This window comes from Streptomyces sp. NPDC001828, from assembly GCF_042892175.1.
Classification (GTDB): Bacteria; Actinomycetota; Actinomycetes; order Streptomycetales; family Streptomycetaceae; genus Streptomyces.
Window position 1 is genome coordinate 287,400 of sequence record NZ_JBIATV010000013.1, and the last position, 17,453, is coordinate 304,852.

At 70.7% G+C, this 17,453-nt stretch carries 15 protein-coding genes and 1 pseudogene; 15 read left to right on the plus strand and 1 reads right to left on the minus strand.

Annotated elements, in window-relative coordinates; all coding sequences use genetic code 11:
- Window positions 1-299 precede the first annotated feature (299 nt).
- The 15 genes and pseudogenes from ACFYZA_RS31550 to ACFYZA_RS31620 all read left to right on the plus strand — a co-directional run bounded on the left by ACFYZA_RS31550 (window position 300) and on the right by ACFYZA_RS31620 (window position 16,685).
- Complete coding sequence (locus ACFYZA_RS31550; RefSeq protein ID WP_388494174.1) at window positions 300-953, plus strand: response regulator transcription factor; 654 nt, start codon at window positions 300-302, stop codon at window positions 951-953.
- On the plus strand, window positions 944-2,212 hold the full coding sequence (locus tag ACFYZA_RS31555; RefSeq protein ID WP_388494175.1) for a sensor histidine kinase: 1,269 nt from the start codon (window positions 944-946) through the stop codon (window positions 2,210-2,212). Before ACFYZA_RS31550 ends, ACFYZA_RS31555 begins: the two co-directional genes overlap by 10 nt.
- A gap of 38 nt (window positions 2,213-2,250) precedes the next feature.
- Window positions 2,251-3,525, plus strand: coding sequence for a hypothetical protein (locus ACFYZA_RS31560; RefSeq protein ID WP_388494176.1), 1,275 nt, complete (start codon window positions 2,251-2,253; stop codon window positions 3,523-3,525).
- Window positions 3,526-4,278: 753 nt separating this feature from the next.
- Entirely contained in the window at window positions 4,279-5,376 is a 1,098-nt protein-coding gene (locus ACFYZA_RS31565) for a bile acid:sodium symporter (protein ID WP_388494177.1), read from the plus strand.
- A gap of 56 nt (window positions 5,377-5,432) precedes the next feature.
- Window positions 5,433-6,521 carry a serine hydrolase domain-containing protein gene (locus ACFYZA_RS31570; protein ID WP_388494178.1) on the plus strand — a complete coding sequence of 363 codons (1,089 nt, stop codon included), beginning with the start codon at window positions 5,433-5,435 and terminating at the stop codon, window positions 6,519-6,521.
- Between the two features lie 329 nt (window positions 6,522-6,850).
- Window positions 6,851-7,801, plus strand: coding sequence for an ABC transporter ATP-binding protein (locus tag ACFYZA_RS31575; RefSeq protein ID WP_388494179.1), 951 nt, complete (start codon window positions 6,851-6,853; stop codon window positions 7,799-7,801).
- Window positions 7,798-8,613 carry an ABC transporter permease gene (locus ACFYZA_RS31580; protein ID WP_388494180.1) on the plus strand — a complete coding sequence of 272 codons (816 nt, stop codon included), beginning with the start codon at window positions 7,798-7,800 and terminating at the stop codon, window positions 8,611-8,613. The genes ACFYZA_RS31575 and ACFYZA_RS31580 overlap by 4 nt, the downstream gene beginning before the upstream one ends.
- Window positions 8,614-8,979: 366 nt before the next feature.
- Window positions 8,980-10,068, plus strand: coding sequence for a sensor histidine kinase (locus ACFYZA_RS31585; protein WP_388494181.1), 1,089 nt, complete (start codon window positions 8,980-8,982; stop codon window positions 10,066-10,068).
- Window positions 10,069-10,072: 4 nt separating this feature from the next.
- Complete coding sequence (locus tag ACFYZA_RS31590; RefSeq protein WP_382593303.1) at window positions 10,073-10,735, plus strand: response regulator; 663 nt, start codon at window positions 10,073-10,075, stop codon at window positions 10,733-10,735.
- A gap of 195 nt (window positions 10,736-10,930) precedes the next feature.
- Window positions 10,931-12,517, plus strand: coding sequence for a purple acid phosphatase family protein (locus tag ACFYZA_RS31595; protein WP_388494182.1), 1,587 nt, complete (start codon window positions 10,931-10,933; stop codon window positions 12,515-12,517).
- Between the two features lie 721 nt (window positions 12,518-13,238).
- Window positions 13,239-13,643, plus strand: coding sequence for a hypothetical protein (locus tag ACFYZA_RS31600; RefSeq protein WP_388494183.1), 405 nt, complete (start codon window positions 13,239-13,241; stop codon window positions 13,641-13,643).
- 225 nt (window positions 13,644-13,868) lie between these two features.
- Window positions 13,869-14,744 (plus strand): helix-turn-helix transcriptional regulator, encoded by an 876-nt coding sequence (locus tag ACFYZA_RS31605; protein WP_388494184.1) that lies wholly within the window; start codon window positions 13,869-13,871, stop codon window positions 14,742-14,744.
- Between the two features lie 126 nt (window positions 14,745-14,870).
- Entirely contained in the window at window positions 14,871-15,722 is an 852-nt protein-coding gene (locus ACFYZA_RS31610; protein WP_388494185.1) for an oxidoreductase, read from the plus strand.
- An 8-nt stretch (window positions 15,723-15,730) separates the two neighbouring features.
- Window positions 15,731-15,835: pseudogene (locus tag ACFYZA_RS31615) on the plus strand (NADP-dependent oxidoreductase); the annotation flags it as partial.
- A 463-nt stretch (window positions 15,836-16,298) separates the two neighbouring features.
- Entirely contained in the window at window positions 16,299-16,685 is a 387-nt protein-coding gene (locus ACFYZA_RS31620; protein ID WP_382593288.1) for a peptidase inhibitor family I36 protein, read from the plus strand.
- 230 nt (window positions 16,686-16,915) lie between these two features.
- On the opposite strand, the gene ACFYZA_RS31625 is transcribed toward ACFYZA_RS31620, so the two are convergent.
- Window positions 16,916-17,453 (minus strand): GNAT family N-acetyltransferase (locus ACFYZA_RS31625; RefSeq protein ID WP_388494186.1); only part of this gene is annotated, 538 nt, incomplete at its 5' end.

Genomic DNA, 17,453 nt, shown 5'->3' on the forward strand with positions numbered 1-17,453 from the left:
TCCGCTCCCGAGGTCACACCCCTTGCCACGATCGACTCGGGGTCCACGTCAAAGTCGGCCCCATCACGTTCCATCTTCCACGTGTCGTTCTGACAGCCCAATCTATGAACACCTGATTCCCTCAGTGATCTCCGGGTCCCCCGAAGCTCGGCAAGATCCGGCAGACGATGGCGACCCGCACGGCCGTCCTCCCCGGCTTCGTCGTACCGCGGCAGTGCGCATCACCAGCGTCCGTTCCGATCGTCAGGCGCTGATCAGCGCAGATGGAGATGTGGGACAGGAGTATCTAGGGTCACCACGTGGCCCTCATCATGGTGTGCGAAGACGACGTGGCTGTTCGCAGCGTCATCAAGCGCGCCCTGGAGCACGACGGCCATACCGTCTGCGTTGCCGCCACGGCCGATGGCCTGCTGCGGCAGCTCGAGCGGGTACCCCAGCTGGTCGTCCTGGATCTCGGGCTTCCGGACGCCGACGGGCGCGATGTCTGCGTGGCTCTTCGGGCGCGCGGCGTCGACGCGCCGGTGTTGATGCTCACCGCCCTGGACGGACTCCACCACAAGGTGGGCGGCTTCGAGGCGGGCGCCGACGACTACATGACCAAGCCCTTCGACGTCCCGGAGCTGCTGGTTCGGGTCCGTGCGCTGCTTCGCCGGGCCACCGTGGCGCCCGCGCCTCGCGAGGTCGTACTGGATCCTGCGAAGCACGTGGTTACCTGCGGCTCGGTGAGTGAGAGCCTGACCCCGACCGAGTTCCGGCTGCTGGGTCGCCTCATCGCCTCGCCGGGGGACGCGGTCCGTCGCCACGCCCTCATCGCCGCCGGTTGGCCACACGGAGCGCAGGTCAGCGACAACACCCTCGACTCCTTCGTACGCCGCCTGCGGACCAAGCTCGGTCCGCTGGGTGTGGCCGAGCATCTGGCGACCGTTCGCGGCGTGGGCTACCGATGGCAGTGACGGGGTTCCGCAGAAGAGTCGTCGCGCTCACTGTGCTGATCGCCACCGCCGTGGTCGCGACGCTGGTCGTGGTCTCGCACGTGCTCCTGAGCCGGGTGACGGACGCCGACGCGCGCGATCTGGCGCGCGCCCGCGCCGACGCGGTCGCGGGGAACGTCACCGCTGTGGGGGGCCGTGTCGTGCTGACTGAGAACAGCAGCGAGGCACTGGACGAGGTCGCCTGGGTCTACGCCGACGGCCGCCTGATCGACGGGAACGTACCGTCGAGCGTGGTCGGGCGCGTCGAGGCGCTGGCAGGCTCGGGGCGATCGCAGACCACCACCGTCGGCAACTACCTCCTGTACGCGCGGAAGATCCCGCTCGACGGTCACCACGTCATGGTGGTCGTCCGGGTGGACCTCACGCCCTACGAGACGTCCGAGCAGCGCAGCCTGGCCCTGTCCCTGATACTGGGCGGCCTCGCCATCCTCCTCGCCGGCGGTGTCGCGCACCTCGTGGTGCGCCGCGCGCTGCGGGTCGTGCACGAGATGGCCGCCCTCGCCGACGACTGGGGGCACCACGAACCCGGGCGGCGCTTCAACCTCGGAGTGCCACGCGACGAGTTCGGGGAACTGGGACGGACCCTGGACCACCTCTTGGAGCGCGTCGACAACGCGCTGGCGGACGAACGCCGGCTCACCGACGAGATCGCCCACGAGCTGCGAACACCGCTCACCGTCCTGCGGGGCGAGGCCCAGCTGGCGCAGCTGTCCGGCGAACTCGTGGCGCCGGAGACGGTGCTGCGCGAGGTCGACCGCCTCAATGCGGCGATCACGACGATCCTGCGCGCCTCGCGCACCCGGGTGGACGCCGGCACGCGGTGCGATCTGAGGTCCGCCGCACGCCGGGCGATCGCCGGCCGCGCGGTCGAGGTCGGCTTTCCCACGAAGGTCGAGGTCGCCGTGGCGGCCGATGTCGCCGTGGCCCTGCTGTCGCCCCTGCTGGAGAACGGCCTGCGGCACGCACGGTCGCGCGTGTGGCTCACCGCACGCGTCCAGGGCGAGGCCGTCGTGGTCGATGTCCTGGACGACGGCCCCGGGTTCGATCCCGCGGAGGTCGACCGGGTCTTCGAAGCGGGTGTGACCGGCGGCGACGGGTACGGCCTGGGGCTTCCGGTGGTCCGGCGCATCGCCGTCTCGGCCGGTGTGGAGGTCCGTGCGATCGCGGACGGACGCGGTCACGTCGAGGTGACGTTCCCCGCCGGGCGGCCGGCCACGTAGTCAGGTTGCCTGCAGGTTCCCCGCGCGAACCTCACCCCATGACAACGACAACCGAAGCACGCGCGCGCAACACGCGGCTCATGCTCAACAAGGTCCCCGAGGTCACCGTCTGGTTCTGGGTGATCAAGGTCCTGTGCACGACGGTGGGTGAGAGCTTCGCCGACTGGATCAACACCCAGCTGGGCGTCGGCCTGGTGAACACGGCCTGGATCTTCACCGCGGTGCTGGTGGTGGTCCTGGCAGTCCAGCTGCGGCTGAAGCGATACGTACCGTTCCCCTACTGGCTGACGGTGGTCGTTGTCAGCGTCACGGGCACCTTGTACACCGACATCCTGACCGACCAGCTGAACGTGCCGCTGTGGATCAGTGCCGCGGTCTTCTCGGTGCTGCTCGCGGCGGTCTTCGGCGTGTGGTGGCTGCGCGAGCGCACGCTGTCGATCCACTCGGTCACCACTCTGCCACGGGAGTCGTTCTACTGGCTGGCCGTTCTGGTCACCTTCGCGCTCGGCACCGCTACCGGCGACTGGACTCTGGAGATCACCGGCTGGAGCCCGGGGGTCTCGGTGCTGCTGCCGCTCGGTTTGATCGCGGCGATCACAGCGCTGTGGCGGTTCGGCGCGAACCCCGTGCTGTCCTTCTGGCTCGCCTACATCCTGACCCGCCCGCTGGGCGCCAACATCGGCGACTGGCTCGCCTCCCCCAAGGTCGCCCAGAATCCGGGCGACCCGACCGGCCTCGAACTGGGCACGTTCACCACCAGCCTGATCTTCCTCGGTCTGATCCTGGCGACGGTCGTCTACCTCACGGTGACCCGCGCGGATGTGACCGAGACCCGCGAGGCGGCCCACGGCGCGCAGGTCACCGGGAACCCGCGCAGGGAACGCGTCGCACTGGCCGGATTCGGAGTGCTTGCCGTCGCCACCGCGGCCCTGCTGGCCTGGGCCCACAGCCAGCCGCACGTCGGTCCGGCGCCGGAGACCGACACCACCTCCGCGGTCCAGTTGCCTCCCGGCCAGGCGGCCAAGAACTTCCCGCCCGCGAAGGTCGACGCGCTGCGGACCCTCGCATCGACCTCACTCAAGGACGCACGCGCGGGAGACGCCGTCGGCGCCCACGCGGCCGCCCAGTCGCTGCGCGACCTGTGGGACGCCGACCAGGATTCCCTCCAGTCCCTTGACGACACCGGCTGGACCTCCATCGACGCCCAAATGGACAAGGTCCTCAAGACCTTCGGCATCGACCACACGAATCCCGCGATGCCGGCGGCACAGCAGGAGAGCGAGCTGAACGCCCTGTTGGCGGACCTGGGCTGACAGAAGACGCCCGGCCGGCGCACCCGGCCGATGGGATCGACCGCGTTGCCCAGCGTCGTCGGCCGTTGCGGGTGGCGCGGGTGAAGCCGAGGGACCGGCGTCAGTGCGTGTGGGGTCGCAGCAGCGTGAACGTCGTCGGCGCGGCGCGGCGCGGGTCAGGTTGAGGTGTGCTCCGGCCGTGCCGGCCAGGTCTTTGGCGCACCCCCCGCGCTCCGGCTCACGGACGCGCCTCCCGGTCAGCCCCCGAATAGCTGTTCTCACCGGGGTTCTCTGCACGCCGTCCTGCTGCCGCCCGCGCGCCGTCCTGCTGCGGGCGGCAGCCCCCGAGGTCTCGTGCCGCGCTTCACCGGTGTTCGGGCCGTGATGGCGCCCCGCCTGTGTCAGCTGCCGCGGAACGGCACCCCAGCCCCGTATCGTCTACAGGGCTGTAGACGAACACCTCGCACACTCGCAGCTCGCCAGCGGCAACACCCTTCTCGCCCCGGAGACCCGCACCCGTGACCGCCCCCATCGCGCAGGCGCGTACCCCAGTTACGGCATCGCCCTTTTCGGCATGCCGCTTGTGGGCGGATGGCGCGCTGTCCGTCGTAGGAGCGCGCCCTTGATGGTGGCCGCGGGCGCTGCGCTCTTCCTGGCCAACCGGCGCCAGGGCCATCGCCTCGACGGCCCCATCAGGGCGCCGACACCGAGGCCCGTCAGAACATCGCAGGCCACATCCACGTCCGGACTCACCCCACCCCAGGAGCGCCGCTCGTGCACGTCCTTACGGTTTCCCGGTCCCTCGGCTGGCTCCAACGCCGTCTGACCTGGGCCATAGTGGTCGCCTACGGCGCCGCCCTGCTCCTGCCCGCGCCCGGCAACGCCATCCGGCAGCTGCACCTCGCCGACACGTCCGGCTCCGCCGGCTCGTCCTACTCCGTCACGGCGCAAGGACTGCTGCTGGCCTTCGTCCTGTTCACCGCCGCCCTCCAGGTGCCGAGCTCCGCGCTACCGCCCCTGCTGCGCAGCCCCCTGCCCCTGCTGGCAGGAACCGCCACTGGCGCGGCCGTCCCCCTGCTCCTGCTGCCACTGGTGGCGTTCGGCCTCGGGCAGCTGCCCGACAGTGACGGCTGCAGCGGACTCGTCACCGGGATGGCACTCATCGGAGCCATGCCCGTCGCGGGCGGCGCCACCGTATGGGGACACCGGGCGGGCGGCAACCCCGCGCTCCTGCTCGGCCTGGTGCTGACCACGACCCTCCTCAGCCCGCTCACCATCCCCCTCACCCTCAGCCTCGGCGCCCATGTGACCAGAGGCTCGTACGCCACCGACCTCGGGCACCTGGCACAGAGCAGTGGAGGCGCCTTCGCCCTCGCCGGCGTCGTCATCCCCTGCCTGGCAGGACTCCTTGTCCAGGCGCTCAGCCCCCGGCGCACACTGGAACGCCGCCTGCCGCTGCTGCGGCTGCTGTCGCTGGCCAGCGCTCTCGCCCTCACCTATACCAACGCCGCCGGCGCTCTCGGCGGCTTCCTCCGCCACCCCAACCTCCCCCTGCTCACGGCCTCGGTACTGACGGCCGCCGTGATGTGTGCCGCCTCTTTCACCGTCGGCTGGGCCCTGGCCAAGGCACTGCACGCCGCGCACGGCGACACCGTCGCCCTCACCTTCGCCTCCGGCATGAACAACAGCAGTGCCAGCGCCGTCCTCGCCTCCACCCAACTGCCCACCCATCCGCAGGTTCTCCTGCCGGTCCTCGCCTACAGCCTGATCCAGAAGACGGGCGCCGGACTGACCGACAGCTTCTTCGCCCGCCGGAATGCCGCAGCCGCGAAAACAGCCGCTGGGTCGATTCGCGTGGACCACTCCCACTGAGCGAGGGTGGCGGTGCGAAGCCGGACCCGCCGCACCTGGCCGAGACGGAGACGATGATGCCCTCACTGCAGCAAAGGACCCAAAGCGTCCTCGACGAACTCGTGGACACCGGGGCCGAGACGGGCCTGCAGGTCGCCGTCCACCACCACGGTGTTCTCGTGGTGGACGCCGTGGCCGGCGTCGACGACAGCCGGACCGGGCGCAGGGCGACCGCGCAGACCCCGTTCTTCGGCTTCTCCGCCGGCAAGGTCATGACGTCCTTGATCGCACACCTGCTCGTCAGGAGCGGGGCTGTCGGCTACGACACGCCCATCGTCGACGTGTGGCCGGAGTTCGGTACCCACGACAAGGCGTCCGCGACTCTTCGGCACGTACTCACCCACTCGGTCGGCGTGCCGGCCATGCCTCGCGCCATCGGCCCTGCCGACCTCGCCGACTGGCCGCGAGTCTGCGCCGCGATCGCCGACGCCGAACCGCTGTGGCCGCCCGGGACGCGGACGGGTTACCACTCGTTCACCTACGGCTTCCTCGTCGGCGAGGTCGCACGCCGGGTCACGGGCAAACCGATGCGGCAGCTCCTGCACGAGTGGGTCGCAGTACCCCTGGGCCTCGAAGGCGAGCTGTACTTCGGTGTGCCCCAAACCGAGCTGACCCGGCTGGCACGGCTTGAGGACGGCGCACCGCGCCCGGTCGCCCCACCTGACGGCGATGGCATTCTCGCGCCGTGGGAAATGCGACCGACCGCCGCCATGGGCAACAGCGTCGAGGTCCTGCGAGCGGACATCCCGTCCGTCGGCACCTTCACCGCGCGGGGCATCGCCGCCATGAATGCCGCGGTCCTCGACGGTCGCCTCATCGACGCGCACCAGCTCCAGGAAGTGACGGCCGTGGCTTTCGAAGGCACCGACCAGATCTTCGGCAACCAGGCGCGGCTGGCTCTGGGCTATCCGCTCGGCCGGATCGGCACTCCGCCGGACGAGGCACCCACCACCTTCGGCTGGATCGGTGGTGGCGGCAGCTACGTCTATGCCGACACCACCACCGGGACCTCGTTCGCCATGACCAAGACCCGCCTCACCCCCCACTTCAACACCGCACAACGGCTCGCGGACCTCACCGCAGCCGAGTTCGGCCCCCAGGCTTGAGCGGACGCCCGGCAGGACGCACCGGCCGCCCCACGATCCAGATGAACCGAAGGGACACTCCCAACTTCCCTGGCAGCGGCAGGAGTTGATGCAAACCACTGCGGACGGACCACTCCGTCGCCCACCGCTGTCGCGACGCGCCCCCTGCCGCCCGGCGTGCCGATCGGGCAGGGCGTGTACATCGCCGGGTGTAGGCGGGTTCAACCCCGGGGTGCACGGATGGCGCCGCGATGTCGGTCCCTGGGGCGTCGTGGCAGGTCGGACGGCGGCCCTAGCGTGAGAGGCATCCGGTTCGGACCCCCGATTGCCCTTTCCCGCAAGGAACTTCCATGATCGAAGCCCATTCCCTCACCAAACGCTACGGTGAGCGCACAGCCGTCTCGGACCTCAGCTTCACCGTGCGACCCGGCATCGTGACGGGATTCCTTGGGCCGAACGGCGCGGGGAAATCCACCACGATGCGGATGCTCCTCGGCCTCGACGCCCCCACCTCGGGACGTGCGGTCGTGAACGGCCGGAGTTACGCCGAGCACCGGGCCCCACTGCACGAGGTGGGCGCGATGCTGGAGGCACGCGCGATCCACACCGGTCGCAGCGCGTACAACCACCTCCTGGCCCTCGCCGCCACCACCGGCATCCCGGCGGCCCGGGTCAACGAGGTGATCGACCTGGTCGGCCTGCGCGAGGTGGCCAAGAAGCGCGTGGGTGGCTTCTCGCTCGGCATGGGACAGCGGCTCGGCATCGCCAGCGCCCTGCTCGGCGACCCGGCGACGGTGATCCTCGACGAACCGGTCAACGGCCTCGACCCCGAGGGCATCCTGTGGATACGCAACCTCCTCAAGGGCCTGGCCGCCGAAGGCCGTACGGTCCTGGTGTCCTCGCACCTGATGTCCGAAATGGCCCTCACCGCCGAGCACTTGATCGTGATCGGACGCGGCCGGCTGATCGCCGACACCTCCGTGGCGGAGTTCACCGCCCGGGCCGCCGGCGACACGGTACGGGTGCGTACCGCCGAGGCGGACTCGGAGAAGCTGCGCGAACTCCTGGTGGGCCCGGACCTCACGGTCGGCTCTCCCGAGCCCGGTGTCCTGGAGGTGACCGGCCTCAGCAGTGAACGGATCGGGCGCATCGCGGCCGACCACGCCATCGCCCTGGCCGAGCTCACCCCGCAGCAGGCATCCCTCGAAGAGGCGTTCATGGAACTGACCAGGGATGCCGTGGAGTTCCAGGCACCGGCACCCGAGCTTGTCGGCTCGGGCAGCGAAGGAAGTGCGGCATGACGACGGCATCCATCATCCCGGCCGCGGCCCGCGGCGAGGTGACGCAGGTCCGGGTGATCCACTCCGAGTGGATCAAGCTGCGTTCGCTGCGCTCCACCCTGTTCACTCTGCTCGCGGCCGTCCTCGCGATGATCGGCCTCGGTCTGCTCTTCAGCTACTTCACGGCCGACCGCTGGGCCCACCTGCCCGCCGACGAGAAGGCCCATTTCGACCCGACCCTGGTCAGCCTGCGCGGCTTCTATCTGGCCCAGCTGGCCGTCGGCGTGCTCGGTGTCCTCGTCGTCAGCGGCGAGTACGCGACCGGCATGATCCGCGCCTCGCTCTCCGCAGTGCCCCGCCGGCTGCCCGTCCTGTGGGCCAAGGCCCTGGTTTACGGCGTGGTGGCATGGGTCCTGACGACGGCCGCCTCGCTCGTGGCGTTCCTCATCGGCCAGGCCGCCATGTCCGGCCACCATCTGGGAACTTCACTGACCGCACCCGGTGTGGTGCGGGCGGTTCTCGGGGCCGGGCTCTACCTCACGGTCGTCGGCCTCCTCGGAGTGGCCTTCGGCGCTCTGATCCGCAACACGGCGGGCGGCATCGCCAGCGTCTTCGGTGTGCTCCTCGTCCTGCCGGTGCTCGCCGAGGCCCTGCCGTCGTCGTGGTTCCAGAACATCAACCCGTATCTGCCGAGTACCGCGGGGCAGGGGCTGCTCCACATCCACCAGGAGCCGCATACGCTGGCCCCATGGACCGGGTTCGCATTCTTCTGCCTGTACGCGCTGATCGCGCTGGCCGGGGCGGGAGTGGCGCTCAGGCGGAGGGACGCCTGATGAAGCCGGCGGCGGGTTCACCGGCCGGTGACGCCGTTCGCCGGCGACCCTGCCGGGCGCGGTCATGACGTACGCGTACGCGACCGCGACGCGGCGGTGGGTGGAGTCGTGGGGGGGGGCGGGGGGGGGGGGCCCGCGGGGGGGGGGGGCCGCCCCCCCCCCCCCCGGGGGCGGCGCGGGGGGGGGGGGCGCCCCCGGGGGGGGCCGCCCCCCCCCCCGCCGGGGGGGGGCGGGCGGGGGGGGGGGGGGCGCGCGCCCGGGGGGGGGGGGGGGGTGGGGGGGGGGGCCCCCGGGGGGGCCCCCCCCCGGCTGTGGGCCCGTGCCCGGCTCTCGCCGCGCGCGGTCGACGCGCTGTTCGCGGCCGCCGTGTTCCTGGCCCTCACCGGCATGGCACGGCGGCCGCTGCACGATCACCCCTGGGCCATCGTGGGCTTCACGGCCCCCATGGTGGCACCGCTCGTGTGGCGCAGGCGGGCGCCCTTCGCGGTGTTCCTGACGATGTCCGCGGTCGCGTTCGTCCAGTGGCTCGCCGACCTCCGGCTGCCTGCCGACATCGCGCTTCTCATCGGCCTGTACGCGGTCGCCGCGCACGCGACCAGGCAGCGCATGTGGCTCGCCATCGGCGTGCTCGAGGGCGGGGTGCTCCTGGCCGCGATCCGGTGGGCGCCCGACGACCGGGGAGCCGAGACGTTCGTCGGGCTCTCCGCGATGGTCGTCGCCGCCTCGGTCATCGGCATCAACATGCGCGGCCGGCGGGCCGCGGTGGCGCTGCTCGAAGAGCGCGCCCAGCGTCTGGAGCGCGAGCGGGACCAGCAGGCCCAGCTCGCCGTCGCCGGTGAGCGCTCACGGATCGCCCGCGAGATGCACGACATCGTCACGCACAACCTGTCGGTGATGGTGGCCCTGGCCGACGGCGCGGTGTTCGCCCAGGACCGCGCGCCCGAGCGGGCGACCGCGGCCATGCGCCAGGTCTCCACCACCGGACGCCAGGCGATCACCGACATGCGGCGTTTCCTCGGGGTGCTGCGGGCCGACGAGCCGGACGCCCTGCGCCACCCCATGCCGGCCATCGCGCAGTTGGAACCGCTGGCCGAGCAGGTGCGTGCGGCGGGGCTGCCGACCTGTCTGACGGTCGACGGCGATCCTGCGGGCACGCCCGCCGCCGCCCAGCTGACCGTCTACCGCCTGGTCCAGGAAGCGCTCACCAACACCCTCAAGCACACGCCCACCGGCACCAGCGCGTCCGTGTACGTGAGCTGCGCCGACCAGAAGATCATCGTCGACGTCACCGACGACGGTCCCGGAACCGAGTTGCCCGCCGCCACGACCGGTCACGGTCTGCACGGTATGCGGGAGCGGGCCGCCGCCTACGGCGGCGAGCTGACGGTCGGGCCACGCGCGGGCGGCGGCTGGCAGGTCCGCGCCGTACTCGCCCTCAATCAGAACGAAGCGTGACCGCATGCCCATTCGTGTCCTGCTCGTCGACGACGAGCCCCTGCTGCGCATGGCCTTCACCATGGTGCTCGACGCGCAGAACGACATGGAACCCGTCGGCGAGGCGGGCGACGGCGCCGAAGCGGTCCGGCTCGCCCGCGAGTTGCGGCCCGATGTCGTACTGATGGATGTGCGGATGCCGGGCACCGACGGCATCGTGGCGACCGAGCGCATCGTCGCCGAGTCACCGCATTCGAAAGTCCTCATTCTCACCACGTTCGACCTCGACGAGTACGCCTTCGCGGGCCTTCGGGCAGGCGCCTCGGGTTTCCTGCTCAAGAACGCGCTGCCGCAGGAACTGCTCGCCGCGATCCGCAGTGTGGCGGCCGGCGACGCGGTCGTCGCGCCCCGCGTCACGCGGCTGCTCCTGGAGAACTTCGCCCATCAACTCCCCGCCGCCGCCGACCCCGGCAAGGACGACCGGCTCGCCCGGCTCACCGCCCGCGAACGCGAAGTCCTCACCGAAGTGGCCCGCGGCCTGTCCAACTCGGAGATCGCCGCCCTGCTGCACCTGGCAGAGGCGACCGTGAAGACCCATCTGAATCGGATCCTGGTCAAACTGGAGCTGCGCGACCGGGTCCAGGCCGTGGTGTTCGCCTACGAGACGCGGCTGGTGCGGCCGATGTAGCCGAGAGGCTGGGAGCCTGCCCGGTAGGTCACCGCTACCCCGGGGCCGCGAGGCAGACGCGCCCGTCCGTCGTCAATTGCCCGGTCCGTCAAGCCCGTTCACCTGCTGTTCGCCGTGCGGCCCTCCCCCGCTGTCCGCGACGTCGGCCCCCGCTGTCAGTCTCCGGACGATTTCCGGGACTTCAGGAGGCCGCAAGTGACACATCCCTCGCGCAGGACGGTTCTCAGGGGTACGGCCGCCGCCGGCGCCCTCGCCACGGTGCCCGCCTCCGCACTGCTGTGGAGCCAGCCCGCCGTCGCCGGCACGGCGGGCCCCGAGCAGGTGCACCTGCAGTACGGCAACGAGCCCTCGCGCGAGATGACGGTCTCGTGGGCGAGCGGCGCTTCGGTGCGCCGGCCCCGGCTCCGCCTCGGCACCGCCCACGACGGTTTCGGACACACCTTCCCGGCGCGGACGCGGACCTACGTCGACGGCCTGAACAAGGTCGAGACATACACGCACCACACGAGGCTGCACGGCCTGCGCCCCGACACCTCGTACGTCTACGAGATCGTGCACGACGGCGCCGCCCCGGTCCGCGGGTCCTTCCGCACCGCCCCGGGCCGGGAGCGCGCGGCGTTCCGGTTCACCAGCTTCGGCGACCTCGGCACGGGGTCGGCGTCCTGGAGCAAGTCCGCGATCCACGGCGCGGCCGCGGTGCGCCAGGTCGAGCAGTTCGACCCGCTGTTCCACCTCCTCAACGGCGACCTGGCGTACGCCAACAACAACCAGGACCAGCAGCCGCAGTGCTGGGACGCGTTCATGAACAACATGTCGGTCTCGGCGCGCAACCGCCCCTGGATGCCGGCGCCGGGCAACCACGAAGTCGAGGCGGGAGGTGGGGCGTTGGGCTACGCCTCGTACCACGCCCGGTTCGACCTGCCGGACAACCACACCCGTGACCACTGCGGCAACTGGTACAGCTTCCAGGTCGGTTCGGTGCTCTTCCTCTCGGTCGACGGCAACGACATCGCGATCGAGGACGACGCCAGCGTCGATCCGGCCACGGGCCGGTCGGTCTACATCAGCGGCTACAGCGAAGGCGCCCAACTGCGCTGGCTGGAACGGACGTTGGCACGTGCGCGGGCAGGCCGCGAGGTGGACTGGATCGTCGTGTCGATGCACCAGTTCGCGATGTCGTCCTCGGCCGCGAGCCACGGCGGCGACATCGGCATCCGCGAACAACTGCTTCCGCTGTTCGACCGGTACGCGGTCGATCTGGTCCTGTGCGGCCACGACCACGATTACGAGCGTACGCACCCGGTACGCGGCACCGACCCCGGCAGTCTGCTGCGACCCAGCGTCGTCGACGACGGGCTCAAGGAGATCGACACCTCCAAGGGCACGGTCCACCTGATCCTCGGCGGCGGCGGAACGGCCTCGCACGACGACACGTACCTCGGCGACTCGGACGGCAGCGGCGTCCCGGACGCCTTCGTGCGCACCAAGCGGCTGCCGTTCAAGGCCGACCCGGACGCCAAGGAGAAGGCCACCTGGTCGGCGGTCCGCGACCCCGACACCGCCCACCCCTACGGCGTGGCGGTCTTCGACGTCGACCCCGGCCGGTTCCCCGGGGGCCGTACCAGCATCACCGTCAGCTACTACCACTCCCAGGAAGCGACCACGGCCAACCCGTTCCCCACGCCCGTGCTCTTCGACCGCTTCACCGTCCACCGCAACCGGCGCGACGGATGGAGCGCCCACGACCACCAGGCGGGTACGGGGGTCGCGGCCGGGCGGTGACGCTCGAGCCCTCCCAGGCTCGTACCCCGCGCGGCGGTCGGTCCGCCGTGCTGTGTCCAGCATGCGCAGGAGCGCAGAAGGAAACCTGCCTCAAGTGCGCAGGCACTGACAAACCGGCCGCCGAAGGGACTGCCGGCTGTCGACCAAGGGCGCCCCTCCCCTGGTGACCGTTCCCGTCGGGGCCGGCATCCCGTTGGTGACTCAGATCACCAACACGACCATCGAAACCGCCCGCCCCAGCCCTGTAGCGGAACAGCCCCTGCCGCCAACCACGGACAACAGCGCTCAAGCGGGCGCGTTCGCGGTGCAAGTCGCCCGGCGCGGCTGCCGTGCGGGACTGTCCGATGGCGCGATGGGGCCGGGCTGGCGGGCTGCACTGTGGCACTCAACTGATGCCTGGACGCCGGTTGGGCCGTAACCACCCCCGCGCAGACCAGGGAGACTTGCCGTTCTCCTGTGCTGGTGGCCCCGTTCCGGCCCCATCGCCCGGACTGTATGCGGGGGCACTGACAACGCGGCCTCACGCCCTACGATCCGTGACAGCCCATTGCCGGCAGCCGCCGCGCTCGCCCGTGCCCGCCCGTGTCCGTCCGGCAAGAGACCCTGGCCCCACCGTCTCGAACGCTGAACCTCAAGCTGAGCGTGAGGCCGCTCCGTACTCAGCACCAGGTTGAGCATGCGTACTCACCCATCGGATGCCCGCAGCAGGCAGGCTGACGCCATGCTGATCCCCTCCTCCTCGGCCCCCAGGCCCGCCGCTACGGGCCCGAGCAGCTCCCCCGGTGCGAAGCTCCTCGCCGGCCTGATGGCCTCTGCCGCAGCTCTGGCCAACGGCTACACGGCCGTCCAGGTGGTCTGGGCCCTGGTGGCCCCCGTCGTCGACCGGGCGGCGAACTTGGTGGTCGGCGCCCTGGCCGGCTTGTTCGAACAGGACTACACGAACAAGGAATTCCTCCCCCGCATGGGCGGACCCCTCATCCCGCTCATCTCCCTCCTGATCAGCGGCGCCCTGGCCTCCATCGCCTATGCCATGCCCCCTGTACGGGCCCTGCCCATGGCGCACCGCATCACCGTCCTCACCGGGTGCGCCCTCGCGGCCCCACTCATCGCGCTCCTCATCACCTGAGCACGGCTTCCTTGTCTGTGCTCGGGTGGCAGCGCGTGCGACGGTCGCCGAGGGAGGCAATCCTCGCCAACTGGCGGACGGGGGCTGTTTGTAGCCTTGCTCGGCCACCTTGTCGCAGTTCGTAGACGAGTCAAGCCGCCGGCCGACTCGTACGGCCTGGTGTGTAGTACTGGCAGGGCCAGCTACCCCCTTGGGACGCGGCCGGGTGCGGGGCAGACTCTGGGCATGGGCAACAACGACTTGGGTGACTTCCTGCGGGCTCGGCGTGCTGGACTCACGCCGGATGAGATCGGTCTGCCGGTCGATTTCGGCGCCGGTCGCCGGGTCGCCGGTCTGAAGCGCGGTGAGGTCGCGCAGCTGGCCGGGATGAGTACCGAGTACTACACCCGTCTGGAACAGGGCCGTGCCCGGCAGCCCTCGGAGCAGGTACTGCATGCCCTCTGCGACGCGCTGCGGTTCGATGACATCGAGCGGCGGCATCTGTTCGCCCTCGCGGGCACCACTGCGGAGCGCAGGGACCCGCCCGGGCAGTCGTCACGGCTACGACCGGCGTTGCGACAGATGCTGGAGTCGATGGACCTGGCCCCCGCGTTCGTCAGCGACCGCAGCCTCACTGTCGTCGGTGGGAACGCGTTGTGGGCGTTGCTGTTTCCCGATGTGGCCCAGCTGCCACGCCGGCAACGCAGCATGGCGCGCTGGACGTTGCTTGATCCACGCGCTCGCCTGGTGTGGAGCGACTGGGAACGCGTCGCCCGCGACTATGTGCACGGGCTGCGGCTGGCCGCCGCCGCTCAGCCGCGAAACCAGCACATCGCCACCCTCATCGGCGAGTTGATGATGCGCTCCCCCGAGTTCCCGGCGTGGTGGTCGGAGCACCGGGTCCAGGAACGCAGCACCGGCCTCAAGCGCCTCAACCACCCTGTAGCCGGTGAGCTGGATCTGCACTACGAGATCTTCACCTCGGTCGCCGACCCGGGCCAGTCGCTCGTCGTCTATACGGCGCCGTCCGGCTCGCCCTCTCACGATCGCCTGCGTCTCCTGGCCAGTTGGGGCAGCGAACCCGCCACCCCGGCCGAGCGGGGCACCGCCGCCGAGTCCTGACCACCGCTCGGACCGGGCAACCCACCACCCACAACCCCAGACGCGCCTTCTCCGGGCACCCGGGGTCGATGCCGCCGTGCCCACGCACGTACAGCGGCGGCCCCCACCCACGAAAGGACACCTGTCATGAGCAAGACATTCCTGGTCACCGGCGTCAGCACCGGCCTCGGGCTCGCCGTCGCCCGACGAGCCCTGGCGGCCGGACACCGGGTCGCCGGCACCGTACGCACCGAGCAGCATGCGGCCGCCTTCCAGACCCTGGATCCGGATCGCGCCCGGGCGTTCATCCTCGACCTGACCGACTCGGACGCGATCGCCCCGACGGTGCGTGCCGCCGAGGCCGAACTGGGGCCGATCGACGTGCTCGTGGCCAACGCCGGCTACGGGCTCGAGGGAACCATCGAAGAGACATCGATGGCCGATGTGCGCCGCCAGTTCGAGGTGAACGTATTCGGCACGGTGGCGACCTTGAAGGCGGTCCTTCCCGGCATGCGGGAGCGGCGCGACGGACACATCTTCGTCATCACCTCGATGGGCGGCCACACCACCTTCCCCGGACTCGCTTTCTACGAAGGCACCAAGCACGCCCTGGAAGGCATCACCGACACCCTCGCCCAAGAGGTCGGCCAGTTCGGCGTGCGGGTCACCGCCGTGGCTCCCGGCGCGTTCAAAACCGACTGGGCAGGCAGGTCACTGGCTCGCGCACCCCGCAGCATCGCCGACTACGACGCCCTGTTCGACCCGATCCGGACCCGCCGCCAGGCCCTCGCGGGTCAGGGCATCGGTGACCCCGACCGCGCGGGCGACGCCATCCTCACCCTCTTGGACGCGGAGAAGCCGCCCGTGCACGTCCTGCTCGGCTCTGACGCGCTGCGCCTGGTCACCGCCGGACGTCGGCGCGTCCAGGACGACCTCGACGCCTGGGAGGAGCTCAGCCGCTCCACCGACTCCATCGAAGGGGGAGTAACGGTCGCCTGACACTGGGCATCACAGTGCCGATCGCGGCGACCTTCCCGGTCGAGCGGATCCGGGAAGCCGTGACGACGCAGGCCGAGAGGCGTGCTCACGGCAAAATCGTGATCGCACTCTGAACCGTCACACGGGCCCCGGCACGCGGGGCATGCCGTCCAGCCGGCGCGCGCCGCCGCCCATCGGCCAACTGCCCATTATTAGCAGATGACTTGAGCCGTTCTAGCGCGGCCTCACAAGACGACTCGGACGACTCGGACACCGCGGCGGCCCCGGTGCGGGCGGGGCGTAAACGCGGTTGCTGGTGCGGCGGAAATGCGGGTGCAGGTGGGGCGGAGGCGGGGTGGCGGTGGGGCGGAGGCGGGCCCCGGGCGGGGCGGAAACGCGGGTGCCGGTGGCCCGCCTACCAGCCCACCGGCTCCGGAGCCTGTTTCCCGTTTCCCGTCCGTGAGAGGAAACGGGAAACAGGCTTCGCCGTTGTGTGCCTCGGGGATGGCCTCCTCAGTCCGGCGAGAGCCGCCGGCACTGTCCGCTCAGCGCGGGCTCTCTCCCTTATGGCCCTTATGGGTGATCGAAGGAGACGCCTTGTCCGTCATACGTAAAGTCCTGCTCACGGCTGTGGCCCTGGCCGGCACAGTCGTCCTTGCTCAACCGTCAGCCGCTCAGTCCCTCACGTCCTCGTCCCCCGGTTCCCCCACCGGCTCCGCTCTTCCGGCGGCCGCCACCTGGCACGCCTTCGCCTCGACGGGCTTCTCGGGTCTGGACACGTACTTCTCCGGCAACGCGGGAGAGTGCAAGTACGTCGGCGACAACTGGAACGACAGGATCCGATCCGCCCGCAGCGAGGTTGCCACCCGCAGGGTGGAGCTGTGGGACAACTACAACTGCACCGGAGGCGCGATCATCATCGACGGTTCCGGTTACCGGAGCATCGGCGCGTGGGTCAGCGCCTACCGTGTCATCAACGAGTAACTACCTAGGAAATCTCCGCTGGTCCGGGCGAGGACCGGCGCGAACGGACCTTCACCCGCCGCCTGCGGGAGTGCTGCCACAGGGCGACTTCTGAAGGCGGGCGCACCCACGCAGCGAGGGCCTTCGGATTCCTCCCGAAGGCCCTCGCCGTTCAACTCGCTGCCGCAGGCTCGCCGTTCAACGCGGCACGGCTCCCAGGCACCCCCCACCTGCGGTACCGGGGTCCGACATCACCCCTGCTGTTCACCGGCACCCCGTGTCGGCGCAAGAGTCCTGCGCATGCAGATTCGCGGCCACCGGTTCAAGCCGTTCGCCGCCTCCTCCTCCCTGATTCCGCGCAGTCCGGGGGTGACCTCGCTGTCGCGCATGGCCTGGAAACCGCAGCGTGTGTAGTAGGCGGCGTTCCACGGAACGTCGGTGAACGTGGTGAGGGTGAGGGCGGGCGCCCCCTCGGCGATGGCACAGTGCGCCACGTGGTCGAGCAGCAGCCGTCCGATGCCGCGGCGCGCATGGTCCGGATGCACCGAGACCTGTTCGACGTGGAGGTTGCCATCGACACGGTCGGCGATCAGGTAGGCGACCGGAACGTCCGCATCGTCGACGGCTACCCACGCCAGTCCCGTCTGCCGGTACCCGTCGAGTTCGCGCAGCGAGAGCGGTTCGTCCTCGGCGATCTCCGGCATACCGACGTCGTGGAAGCACTGCCCTGCGGCTCGCTCGATGTCCTGGAGGGCGGGCAACTCCTCAGAGTGCACGGCTCGAATACGC